This is a genomic window from Isoptericola sp. NPDC055063 (assembly GCF_053608125.1).
Map to the genome: position 1 here is coordinate 75,113 of NZ_JBSGUW010000016.1, position 11,575 is coordinate 86,687.

Here is an 11,575-nt window from a genome sequence, read left to right on the forward strand (position 1 = left end):
GTCATTCCTCCGCCAAGGCCTCGTTCATCTTCTCGGCGAGCTCGGCCGCGACGTCGGCCACGGGCCGCTCGCCGGAGAACGCTGCCGGGAGCAGCTCGGCCTCGAGCTGCGTCCAGACCGCTGTGTTCTTCGACACGGGGTAAGGGAACGAGTACTCGTCCGCCGCGTCGAGGAACGTTTGGAGGTTGAAGGACGGCACGGACTCGACGAACGCGTCCTGCGTGCCGTTGAATGCGGGGTTGGCGGCACCCATGTCCGCCTGGGTCAGCTGGGCCTCCTCGGTGCCGAGGTATGCCTGGAAGGCCTGCGCCGCGGCCTTCTCCGCGCTGTTCGCAGAGACGACGTTCGCCAGACCGTGGATCACGGTCGCCCGGCGCTCGTCATGCGGGAGGGGCGCCGTCGTGATGTCGTCGGCGACGCCGCTCTCGGCGAGCGGGGCGACGTCCCAGGTGCCGGACCAGTAGAGGCCGGCCTTGCCGTTCTGGAAGTAGGCGAGCGCGTCGGTGTCGGAGAGCTGCTGCAGGGTCGGGCTCGACCCGTCGGCGATGAGGTCCGCCCAGAGCTGCAACCCCTTGATCGCCTCGGGCGAGTCGAAACCGCTCTTCGTACCGTCCGCCGAGATGACCTCTCCGCCGGCCTGGAGGATGGTGTTGTAGTAGGCCGACTGACCGTTGGTCAGCCACGGAGCGACACCATAGATTCCCTCGCCGCCGAGCTTGTCCGAGATCGTGCGCGCGGCATCGTGGAAGTCCTCCCACGTCCAGTCCGCCGTCGGCTCCGCGACTCCGGCCTCCTTGAGGATGGCCTTGTTGTACCAGAGGACGATGGTGTCGAAGTCCTTCGGGACGCCGAACTGCTCCCCGTCGAGGGAGTAGAGCTCGTTCAACGCCGCCGGGTAGTTGGCGGGGTCGACGTCACCGGCCTCGACCAGGCCGGTGACCGGCTCGAGCTGGTCGTTCGCGGCATACAGCTGGAAGTTCGGGCCGTTGATCCAGAAGACGTCGGGAAGCGTGTCGCTCGTCGCCTGCGTCTGCAGCTTCGTCCAGTACTGGTCCCACGGGGTGACGTCGACGGTCACCTTGATCCCCGGGTAGTCCTCGTTGAAGTCCTCGATGTTCTGCTTGATGGCCGGGAGCTGATTCTCGTCCCAGATCCCGTACGTGATCTCGGCCTGGGTGTCCGCCGAGACCGCGGTGGCTCCGCTGGTCTTCGGGTCGTCGTCGGCCGAGCAACCCGCCAGTGCGATGGCGCTCACGATGACGCCGGTCAGGGCGGCCATTCGAGTCGTTCGTCTCATGTCTCTCCTTCGAGTACCCCGGCATCGACGCCGGGTCGGGGAACGGTGGGGGTCAGGTGATCCCTGCGCGGCAGGGCGGTCAGGACCGGGTATGCGCCGGCTCGAAAGGGGCGCGTCCGTGGACCCCCGGCGCCAGCGCGGATAGCGCGGCGGCGAAGTCGTCGGACCGGCCGCTGACCCTGAGTGGCGGCGCAGTGACGGCGGGATTTCCGTACACGGTGGCGCTGGCGCGCTCCAGCGCGCGCACGAGCGCGCCGACCGCGACACCGCGTCCGCCGAGCGTCGACGTGGTCATCGTGGGCAGGAAGGTGCGTCCAGCCAGGGCGCCCAGCTGCTGGCGCACCCGACTCAGCAGGGGCTCACCGACCGCAGACACCCCGCCACCGAGGACGACGAGATCCGGGTCGACGGTGAGCGCCACCAGGCCGATAGAGCGTGCCAGTCGGCGTGTGTACTCGGTCAGCTCGACGTCGGCGACAGAGTCTCCGGCCTCGGCGCGGGCCACCATCGCGAGGCGGTCCTCGACGAGGACCTCGTCCGACGCCATCGCGGTCTCCTGCCCGGCGGCCTCGAGGGCCCCGATCTCGCCCGCCGCAGACCTCCGCCCGGCATGCAACCGCCCGCCGAGGATGATCGCCGCACTGACGAAACGGTCGACCTTGACGAAGACGACGTCATCGACGAGCTGCGCGGCACCTGTGTGGTGCTCGGCGACGGCGGCGACCTTCACGTCGTTCTCGACCGCGACAGGGCAGGACAGCATGCGGGAGAGGCGGCCAGCCAGGTCCACCCCGGTCCACTCCGGGACCAGGTCCGACTGGGTCATCCGCCCGAGCTCGTCGACGATGCCGCTCACCGCGACCGTCACGCCCCGCACCTGCTGGGGGTGCACCTGCGCCTGCGAGGTGAGCAGGCCGACCAGTTCGGGCACGGCCCGCAGCCGGCCGATACCGTCGATGCCGGGATCAATCCGGCGGTCGACGCTCGCCACCACGGCGCCGGACAGATCGCACAGCAGTGCGCGGGCGGTATCGAGCCCCAGGTCCACACCGGCCAGGTACGCCGCACCCGGCACGAACGCGAACCGACGTGCCGGCCGGCCGGCACCGGACCCCGTGACGACGTCGTCGGGCGTGACCACACCGGCCTCCTGGAGGTCGGTCAAGATCTTCTCGACCGTCGGGCGCGAGAGCGTCGTCGCCGCCGCTAGCTCGGCGAGGGTTGCCCGGCCTCGTTCACGGAGCACCTCCACGCAGGCGGCGGAGTTGCGCGCGCGTACGGCTGCCATCTCACGGTCGTGGGCACCCGGTGGTGTCGTCATGACGCCTCCTCCCGAATATTGGATCCCTATTACGTAATCAAGGATCCGCACGCTAGCCATGGCGGGAGCGCGCTGTCAAGAGGGCGGCACGTGAGATCCACGCAGCGCGAGGCTCATTTCGCTACTGTGTTACACAATTGAATGCCCCGGGCTCGGGAACAGTTCTCCCGCGGGCTGTCTGACGGTCCGGACGGGGTGTGCGACGGCGGACACGACAGAGCCCGGACGGCGCGTACTGCGCCGCCCGGGCCTTCGTCGCCCCCGCTGGTCAACCGACCGGGGAAGTGCCCTCAGTTCCCGTAGGTCAGGTGCGGATCAGGCTCGCCAACGCCCCGCGCCCCACACTCTCGGGAGGTCGGCCACGCTGTCGAGGACGTGCGTGTGTGGCGCGGCCTCCAGCACGGCCCGCGGCACACCACCGCTGAGCACGCCGACCACGAGCGCGGCACCGGCGTTCGTCCCGGCCTCGAGGTCGAGCACCGTGTCGCCGACGGTGAGCACCCGCGCGACGTTCGTGACCCCCGTGCGCTCCATCGCCCGGTGCACCATATAGGGCGCGGGGCGGCCGGAGGGCACGTCGTCGGTGGTCACGACGATGTCCACAACGCCACCCTCGGTCCAGCCGAGCCGGTCGAGCAGCAGGCCGGTGACGTCGGCGGAGAAGCCTGTGGTCAGGGCGATGCGCGCGCCCCGCGCCCGGAGGTCGGCAAAGGTGTCGAGCACACCCGGCATCACGACCGGCGGGGCGGCGTCGTAGGTCTCGCGCAGCAACCGCTCGAACTCGACGAACGTCGGCTCGACGGCGGACGGGTCACCACCGAGCTCCAGCAGCGCGCGGATGGCGGTGCGCTTGTCAGCGCCCATCCAGCGGGCGACGTCGGCGACGTCGGCGGTGCTTCCCTGCCGTCGCACGGCGTCGTGGAGCGCGCGGTAGACGGCACCCCCCTCCTCCACGGTGGTGCCGGCGACATCGAAGGCGGCGAGGTCGATCGGGGCGGGGTCGGTGTTCACAGGTGGTCCTTCCGGTGGGTGGGTCGGGGGGCGGGGACCGCTCAGGCCGTGATCCCCGCGCGGTCGAGGACGTCGGCGGCGAGGCCGAGCCCAGTAGTCATGCCGATGCCGGTGGTGACGGTGGCGACGTGTACGCCCGGCATCGGCTCAGCGACGAGGAACTCTCGCCCGGGGGCTGTGGCGTAGGTGCCCTGCCAGCGCTCGACGACGCGGAGGTCGGCGCCCGGACGGGAGGCGAACAGGTCGCGGCCCAGACGCAGGAGGACGTCGAAGCCCTCCTCGTCCTGGAAGACGGGGGCGTCGGCGGCCCGCGCGTGGGTGTCGCCGAGCAGCAATGTGTCGCCCTGCGGGGTCGCCATGAGGTTGACATCCCACCGCGCCCCGGCCGGGTCGGCGGCAGCGAGCTCGGCCGCGACGTCCGCCGCCGACGGGCACGCCGCGAAGGCGGCGTACCGCACCATCGACCAGCCGGTGAGCAACGGCGTCGTGAGCCCGAGCGGGGCGTCGGGCCGCACCCGCAGCATGTGCAGGCGACAGCGCCGCAGCCCGGCCTCCTCGGCGACGTCGGGCAGCAGCCGGTCGAGGTCGTGGTGAGCGGCGACCACCACGACGTCGGCCTCGAGGACGCCGCGCGTCGTCTCGACGCGGCCGGACGTGACGGCCCGCGCCGCAGTCCGCCAGCGAAACGTCACGCCCTGCACCTCGAGCCACCGGGCCAAGGCGGGGGCCGCCGCCCGCGGGTCGACGAGCAGGTCGAGCGGCAGGTGCGCACCCCCCACCACCGGCACCGGGCGGATGGGCACGTTCGCCCGCGTCGCGGCCGCGTCCAGGAGGCGCACCTCGTCCGGGCCGCGACCGGCTGCGAACTCAGCGAGCAGGCGTAGCTCGGCGTCGGTGCGCGCCACGACGTGCGTTCCGACGCGGGCGACAGCGAACCCCGCTGCGGACCCCAGGGACAGCCAGCGCTCGCGGGCGGCGAGCGCGTACCGGCGTGCGTCCCCGGCCTGCGCCGTCGTGCACACGTGGCCGAAATTCTGCACGGAGGAGCCGACCACCCCCGCCGCCTGCTCCACGACCGTCACCCGGTAGCCGCGGCGGTGCGCCTCCGCCGCGGCGCCCAGGCCGACCACCCCCGCGCCCACGACGACGACATTGCGGCCGGTCGCAGGCGACGGGGCGGCCGTCGTGGTGAGGGTCGGGATCGTCGTCGTGGCGGAGCGGGTCATCGGGTCCCTCCGGGGACGGGGTCGGGCTCGTTCACCGCACGGCCACCTGGGTCCGGTACGTTCCGGGCGTGAGCAGCGACAAGGGGCCGTCGGCGCGGATCGTGCGCGTGCTCGCTGACGAGCTCTCGGGGCTGCCGTCCGGCACGCGCGTCGCCTCCGAGGCGGAGGTGGGGCGCCGGTTCAGCGTCGGGCGTGCCGCCGCACGCGCGGCGCTGGGCGAGCTGGAGCGCCGGATGCTCGTGAGCCGCGTCCAGGGTCTGGGCACGTTCACGCGCCGCCGCGTCGACTATCTCGTGGCGCCGGGGCAGGCGCCGTCGTGGAGCCGGACGCTGCGGGAGGCGGGTGCGTCGCCGCGCACCGTGGTCCTGGCCTGCGATGACCTGGCCCTGCCCGATGACGTCGCCGCCGCGCTGGAGGTCTCGCCCGGCACCCGCGGATTCCGGCTGGTGCGCCGCTCGCACATCGACGAGATGCCCGCCGCCTGGGGCGTCGAGTGGCTCGTCCACGCGCTCGTGCCCGAGCTGCCCGCCGCGCTGCGGCTGGAGGACTCGCTGGACACGATCCTGCGCGCGTCGGCCGGCACCAGCCCCGAGCGGGCGTGGACGCGGGCCAGCATCGAGCCCGCGCCCGAGGAGGCAAGCGAGGGCCTCGGCTGCCGCCCCGGCGACCCAGCCTGGCTCATGGTGAGCCTCGCGCGCGACGGCGCGGGCGGGCGCCCGCTCCTGTTCACGGAACGCTGGGTGCGCGCGGACGCCGTGCGCGTCGTGCTGGAGCTGGGGCGCGGCCGGGACTGCTGAGTGGACGGGCAGCGTCATGGCGCCACCGCCGCCCGTGGCGCGGTCCCGGCGGGACCCGTCAGCAGGGCTCCCACCTCGGCGAGCGGCGCGGCGGGGGTCACGAGCTCGCCCCACGGCACGGCGTCCCGGGTGCGGTCCAGCAGCCCGAGGGCCGCGCGCAAGTGGCGTGGCTCGTAGTTGTGCACGCCGGTCACGGTGAGCCACCGACGCACCACGCGCTCCGGGTCGAGCGGCACGGCCGGCGACGGCGCGACGGAACCGACGAGCACCAGCCGCCCCCCGACGTCGAGCGCGTCGAGGCAGCGGGCCACGGCCGGGCTCGCGCCGGAGAGCTCGATCGCGACGTCGACCGGCGCGACCTCGTCCTCCGTCCCGAGGGTCGTGGCGGCGCCGAACCGCGCGGCGAGGTCACGGCGCGCGGGGTCAAGGTCGGTGACGACGACCTCCGCGGCCCCGGCGTCCCGCACGGCGACGACGGCGGCCACGCCGAGCATCCCGGCGCCGCTGACGAGCACGCGCCTACCGACCAGCGGCCCCGCGGCCTCGACCGCCGCCATGACGGTCGCGGTCGCGCACCCCGCTGGGGCGGCCAGCGCGTCGGGGACGGTCACGGGCACGCGGGCGATCGTGGCGCCCGCCGGCAGCACTATGTGCCGCGCGTAGGTGCCGGACAGCGGCCAGCCCGAGTCGAACGCCTCGTGCCCCACCTTCCGCACCGACCAGCACTTCGCGGTGCGCCCGGCGCGGCAGCGGTCGCACGCCCCGCAGGCCACGGTGACACCCCACACGACACGGTCACCCGCGGCGAGCTCGCCGCCGTCGTTGCCCACGGCGCCGCCGGCGCCCACCTCGACGACCTCGCCGACGGCCTCGTGCCCCAGCACGGAGGGGGACGGCGACGAGCGGCGTCCGGAGACGGTGTGCCGGTCGCTGCCGCACACGGTGGCGAGGAGCACGCGGACGAGCACCTCGCCGGGGGCGAGCGCGGGGAGCGGGACGTCGACGAGGCGGACGGCGTCGCCGCCCTCCCACAGCGCGACGGTGGTCAGGACAGCTGTGCGCGGATCCACCCGGAGAGCCTCTCGATGAGCAGGACGACGACGAACACGAGCAGGACGATCCCGCCCGCCACCTGGAAGTGGAGGGTGCGGACGGCCTCGAAGAGCAGGAAGCCGACCCCGCCGGCGCCGACGATCCCGAGGATCGCCGAGGTGCGGATGTTGACGTCCAGGAGGTACAGGCCCGACCCGACGATCGCGGGCATGCCCTGCGGCAGCACGGCGGAGAACAGGACCTTCCACCAGCCGCCGCCGACGGAGCGGACCGCCTCGGCGGGCCCGGGCGGGATCTCCTCGACAGCGTCGGCGACGAGCTTGCCGAGGAAGCCGATCGAGCCGATGCTGAGCGCGACGGCGCCGGCGACCGGCCCCAGCCCGACCGCGGCGACAAAGACCACCGCGAGGACGAGCTCGGGGATCGCGCGCACCACGAGGATCACGGCCCGCGCGGCGCCGTGCACCAGCGGGTGTGGCGCCACGGTGCGCGCGGCGAGCAGGCCCAGTGGCAGCGACAGCAGGACGCCGATGCCCGTGGCGGACAGCCCGATGGCGAGCGTCTGGAGCAGCGCCGCCCACAGGGCGGGGCCGAGCGTGGTGAGGTCGGGCGGGAACGTCCGGCCCGCGACGGCGAGCAGGTCGGGGATCGAGGTGACGAGCGCGAGCGGGTCGATGTCGAGCCGCACGAACGACACGACGAGCAGCACCGCGGCCGCTGCCCCGGCCACCAGTCGCACCGCACGGTCGCGCCCGTACCGGGGGCTCTTCGGCGCGAGCAGCGTGCGGCGGATCGCCATCGACAGCAGCTCCATGCCCGCCACGAGCACGAGGATGACCAGCACGATCCCCATCGCCTTCGGGTAGACGAGGCCGCGCAGCGCGTCCTGCAGGGCGAACCCGATGCCGCCTGCCCCGACGAAGCCGAGCACCACGGACGTGCGCAGGTTGATGTCCACGCGGTACACGAAGGCCGAGACCCAGGCCGGCACGACCTGCGGCACGACGCCGTTGAGCAGCTCGCGGACGCGGCCCACGCCCACGGCGCGCACGGCCTCGCGCGGGCCCTCGTCGGCGCCCTCGATCGCGTCGGCGAACAGCTTGCCGAGCATGCCCACCGAGTGCAGGGCCAGCGCGAGCACGCCCGGCAGGATCCCGAGTCCGAGCGCCCGCACGAACAGCACGGCGAACACGAGGTCCGGCACCGCCCGGCAGAACGTGATGATCCCGCGGGCGACGGCGGCCACCGCGGGGTGCGGCGTGGTCGTCCGCGCCGCGAGGAACGCCAGCGGCACGGACAGCAGCGTCGCCAGGACCGTGCCGAGGAATGCCATGAGCACCGTGTCGAGGGCGAGCGTCGCGATCCGGGCCGGGTCCGACAGCTCCGGCGGCACCATCCGGCCGAGCAGGTTCGCCACGTCCTCGCCGCCCGCGACGAGCGTCGGCAGGTCGAGCCCGATCGCCGACGACGCGACCAGCACGAGGACGACACCGCCCCCGGCGAGCCAGCGCAGCGCCCGGCGCCGGCCGTCCGCCGGCGGGCGCAGCGGGTCACGGCCCGGAGGCGGTTCCGGGGCCGGCGCGGTCGACGGCGTCCCGGGCCGCGCCTGGACGGCCGCCGTCATGCCGCCACCGCCGCGGGCTCGACCCGCCGGTAGATCGCCATCGCCTCGTCCCGGGTGAGGCCGGCCGCCGGCCGGTCCAGCACCTTCTCGCCCTGCCGCAGGCCCACGAGGCGGTCGGCCCAGCCGAGCGCGAGGTCCACCTGGTGCAGCGTGCACAGCACGGTCAGCCCCTCCTCAGCGCACACGCGCACGAGCAGGTCCATGACCGTGCCGGCGTTCTCCGGGTCGAGCGACGCGACCGGCTCGTCGGCGAGCACGAGCTGCGGGCGCTGCATCAGCGTGCGCGCCAGCGCGACCCGCTGCTGCTGCCCGCCGGACAGCGTGTCCGCCCGCTGGTACGCCTGGTCGGCCAGCCCGACGCGCTCGATGTGCGCCATCGCCTCCGCGCGCATCCGGCGCGAGTAGGTCGAGACCCCGTACCGCGGCCCGCGCACCCGGCCCAGGCCGCCGATCAGCACGTTCTCGAGGCAGGTGAGGCGGCCCACGAGGTTGAACTGCTGGAACACGAAGCCCACGTCGGTGCGCAGCCGCCGCAGCTCCCGCCCCGACGCGCGGTCCACGCGCGTGCCGGCCACGGTCACCTCGCCGGCGGTCGGCCGGTGCAGGCCGTTGAGGCAGCGCAGCAGCGTCGACTTGCCGGAGCCGGACAGCCCCAGCAGCACGACGAGCTCGCCCTGCTGCACGTCCAGGTCCACCCCGCCGAGCGCCGTCGTGCCGTCGAACTCCTTGCGGAGCCCACGGACCCGTACCAAGGGCTCGCCTGCGGCCGGCACGGTCACTCCTCGCACTTGTCGGACCTGGTGATCGTGCAGACCTCGCGCGTGCCGTCGTAGTCCGCGTCCTTCGCGGGGACGAAGCCCCACGCGTCCTCGTCGGTGAGCAGGCACTCCCCGTCGCAGTAGCCGTGCTCGCGCAGGTAGGCGGCGTTCGCCTTCTCGGTGAGCAGCGTCGTGAGCATCTGGTTCACCTCGTCGCCCAGCGCGTCGTTGCCGACGAACAGCGAGCCGGAGATCGGCTCGGACTTCCAGACCTCCTTGAGGTCGCCGTCGGCCAGGTCGCCCGACGCCGGCAGGGTCTCCGCGACCATCGACTGCATGGCGAAGCCCACCTCGCAGTCCCCCGAGGCGACGGCCAGCGCCGACGCGTCGTGGCCACCCGCGTACACGGGCTCCACCCCGGCGGCCACGTCCTTCTCGGTGCCCGAGTCGATGACTCCTGCGTCGATCAGCCCGGCGGACGGGTAGAGGAAGCCCGACGTCGAGCCGGGATCGACGAAGCACACCGTCTTGCCCGCGAAATCCTCGAGGCCGTCCACGGCGTCGTTGTCGCCCTGGGTGATGCCGAGAGAGTAGTAGCCGGGCTCGGCGCCCTCCTCCGCGATGACCGAGGCGAGCGGCGTGAGGGCGGCGTCGTTGTGCGTGGCGAGGACGTAGGCGAACGACCCGAGGAAGGCGAGGTCGACCTTGTCGGCGATGAGGCCCTCGATGACGCCCGCGTAGTCGGAGGCCTGGCTGACCTCGACCTGCGCGCCCGTCTCCGCCTCGAGCATCTGGATGATCGGGTCGTAGCCCTCGGCGAGGTTCGTCGAGTTCTCCGCCGGGATCGCGCCGAGGCGCAGCACCTCGGGGAAACCCTGGTCCGTGGTGCCGCCGCCGGCGGACGCGGTGCCCAGCGACCCGCAGCCGGCCAGTGTGAGGGCCGCGACGCCGGCGAGCGCCACGGCGGCGAGGGTGGTCCTGGTGGTCTTCATGTCGTCTCCGGTGGGGCTCGTAGGGCTCTCCGCGCGGGCGCCGGACCCGGCGCCGTCCAGGAGTCTGGGAGTCCGCGAAGACCAGCCGCCCCCGAGAAGATGAACACCGCGTGAAGCGTCGTTAACCGTCTCGCCAGGTCGTCCGGACAAGATGCGGTCGTGTTCACCTCGCTCCGCCCCGCGACCGGCACGCCGTGGCCGGTCGGCACCCCGCCGGCCGAGTGGTCGCTCGCCGGCGTCCGCGCCGTCCTGCCCGACCGGGTGGTGGACGACGCCCGGCTCGTCGTGCACGGCGGCCGCGTCGCGGAGGTGGGCGAGAGGCCGCCGGGGTTCCGGGCGGACCTCGACGGCGGCGGCGCGTGGCTGCTGCCCGGGCTCGTCGACGTGCACACGGACGTGCTGGTGCACGAGCGCCGGCCGCGACCCGGGGCCGACCTGCCGTTGGACCTCGCGGTGCGGACGGCGGGTGACCGGCTCGCGGCGGGCGGCGTGCTCACCGCGTTCCACGGCGTGGCGTTCGGGGAGCGCACGCCCGTGGGCCTCGCGGCGGGCGACCCCGGACCTGCTCCGGTGCTGACGGCGTTGCGCGACCCCGACGCCGCCGAGGCGGGCGCGCGCGTGCTGCACCGCGTGGACATCCGGTGCCGGTCCGGGATGACGGACCTCGAGGCGGCGCTGGCCGCCGACGTCGGGGACGCGCCACCGCTGGTGTCCTACGAGGACCACACCCCCGGCATCGGGCAGTACGCCGACCCCGCCACCATGGAACGCTTCCTCGTGGAGCGCGAGGGCATGAGCCCGCCCGACGCGCACACGCACGTGGCGGCCTGGCGCGCCGAGCGCGAGGACCGGGCGGACGTCGCGACGTCCGCCCTCGACCGCCTGGGGTCGTGGGCCCGCGCCGGCCTGATCCGACTCGCCGGGCACGACCCCGAGACCCGTGCCGACATCGAGGCCCTGGTCGCGCGCGGCGGTGTCGTCGCGGAGTTCCCCACCACCGTCGACGCAGCGTTCGCGGCCCGCGAGCACGCGCTGCACGTCGTGGCGGGCGGGCCCAACGCCGTCCGCGGCTCCTCGCACGCCGCCAACGTCTCCGCACGTGAGCTCGTGGCCCGCGGCCTGGTCGACGCGCTGGCCTCCGACTACGTGCCGTCGTCCCTGCTCACCGCCGTCGAGGTCCTCGTGCGCGAGGGCCTGGCCGACCTGCCCCGCGCCGTCCGCCTTGTCACCTCTGGGCCCGCGCACGCCGCGGGTCTGGACGACCGTGGCGAGCTCGTCCCCGGCGCGCGGGCGGACGTCCTGCTGGTCCGCCGTGCCGGCAGGTGGCCCACCGTGGTCGCTGCCTTCCGCAGCGGCGTCGACGCCTGATCCGCACACGTGACCACAGCGCGGCCGCCCGGACCTCGGACCGTCGCGCACACCTGCGCCGTGGGGGGGGGGGGGTGGTGGGGGGGGGGGAGCAGCCAACGGAGAGGGGCCGGAAAACACCCACAAAC

10 protein-coding genes are annotated in these 11,575 nt (G+C 74.0%); 2 read left to right on the top strand and 8 right to left on the bottom strand.

From position 1 onward, the window contains the following. Position 1: 1 nt before the first annotated feature. The 4 genes from ACWF41_RS18560 to ACWF41_RS18575 form a co-directional block, all read right to left on the bottom strand. A complete protein-coding gene (locus ACWF41_RS18560) occupies positions 2-1,297 on the bottom strand; it encodes an ABC transporter substrate-binding protein (RefSeq protein WP_380323448.1) in 1,296 nt (431 codons plus the stop codon). Positions 1,298-1,376: 79 nt separating this feature from the next. Then, the gene (locus ACWF41_RS18565; RefSeq protein WP_380323445.1) at positions 1,377-2,618 is read right to left on the bottom strand and encodes an ROK family protein; all 1,242 of its coding nucleotides are present in this window, start codon (positions 2,616-2,618) and stop codon (positions 1,377-1,379) included. A gap of 315 nt (positions 2,619-2,933) precedes the next feature. Further along, positions 2,934-3,629, bottom strand: a complete 696-nt coding sequence (locus ACWF41_RS18570) for a phosphonatase-like hydrolase (RefSeq protein WP_380323442.1) — start codon at positions 3,627-3,629, stop codon at positions 2,934-2,936. A 41-nt stretch (positions 3,630-3,670) separates the two neighbouring features. After that, complete coding sequence (locus ACWF41_RS18575) at positions 3,671-4,855, bottom strand: TIGR03364 family FAD-dependent oxidoreductase (protein WP_380323439.1); 1,185 nt, start codon at positions 4,853-4,855, stop codon at positions 3,671-3,673. A gap of 68 nt (positions 4,856-4,923) precedes the next feature. Between ACWF41_RS18575 and ACWF41_RS18580 the strand changes: the two genes are divergently transcribed. Continuing rightward, positions 4,924-5,652, top strand: coding sequence for a GntR family transcriptional regulator (locus ACWF41_RS18580; protein ID WP_380323436.1), 729 nt, complete (start codon positions 4,924-4,926; stop codon positions 5,650-5,652). A 14-nt stretch (positions 5,653-5,666) separates the two neighbouring features. Here ACWF41_RS18580 and ACWF41_RS18585 read toward each other — a convergent pair whose 3' ends face one another. From ACWF41_RS18585 to ACWF41_RS18600, 4 genes are read right to left on the bottom strand one after another with little or no spacing between them, the layout of a single operon-like run. Then, positions 5,667-6,722, bottom strand: a complete 1,056-nt coding sequence (locus tag ACWF41_RS18585; RefSeq protein WP_380323434.1) for a zinc-binding dehydrogenase — start codon at positions 6,720-6,722, stop codon at positions 5,667-5,669. Next, positions 6,698-8,329 (bottom strand): phosphonate ABC transporter, permease protein PhnE, encoded by a 1,632-nt coding sequence (gene phnE, locus ACWF41_RS18590; protein WP_380323431.1) that lies wholly within the window; start codon positions 8,327-8,329, stop codon positions 6,698-6,700. Before phnE ends, ACWF41_RS18585 begins: the two co-directional genes overlap by 25 nt. Continuing rightward, positions 8,326-9,102: a phosphonate ABC transporter ATP-binding protein gene (phnC, locus tag ACWF41_RS18595; RefSeq protein WP_380323428.1), complete on the bottom strand. Its 777-nt coding sequence runs from the start codon at positions 9,100-9,102 to the stop codon at positions 8,326-8,328. The genes phnE and phnC overlap by 4 nt, the downstream gene beginning before the upstream one ends. Before the next feature lie 2 nt (positions 9,103-9,104). Then, complete coding sequence (locus ACWF41_RS18600) at positions 9,105-10,079, bottom strand: phosphate/phosphite/phosphonate ABC transporter substrate-binding protein (protein WP_380323425.1); 975 nt, start codon at positions 10,077-10,079, stop codon at positions 9,105-9,107. 159 nt (positions 10,080-10,238) lie between these two features. Here ACWF41_RS18600 and ACWF41_RS18605 point away from each other — a divergent pair, with 159 nt between their 5' ends. Continuing rightward, on the top strand, positions 10,239-11,447 hold the full coding sequence (locus ACWF41_RS18605) for an alpha-D-ribose 1-methylphosphonate 5-triphosphate diphosphatase (RefSeq protein ID WP_380323422.1): 1,209 nt from the start codon (positions 10,239-10,241) through the stop codon (positions 11,445-11,447). The last annotated feature ends 128 nt before the right edge of the window (positions 11,448-11,575 follow it).

Coding starts and splice junctions, on each gene's coding strand:
- ACWF41_RS18560 (WP_380323448.1), bottom strand. CDS start 1,297: ATGAGACGAACGACTCGAATGGCCGCCCTGACCGGCGTCATCGTGAGC.
- ACWF41_RS18565 (WP_380323445.1), bottom strand. CDS start 2,618: ATGACGACACCACCGGGTGCCCACGACCGTGAGATGGCAGCCGTACGC.
- ACWF41_RS18575 (WP_380323439.1), bottom strand. CDS start 4,855: ATGACCCGCTCCGCCACGACGACGATCCCGACCCTCACCACGACGGCC.
- phnE (WP_380323431.1), bottom strand. CDS start 8,329: ATGACGGCGGCCGTCCAGGCGCGGCCCGGGACGCCGTCGACCGCGCCG.
- ACWF41_RS18600 (WP_380323425.1), bottom strand. CDS start 10,079: ATGAAGACCACCAGGACCACCCTCGCCGCCGTGGCGCTCGCCGGCGTC.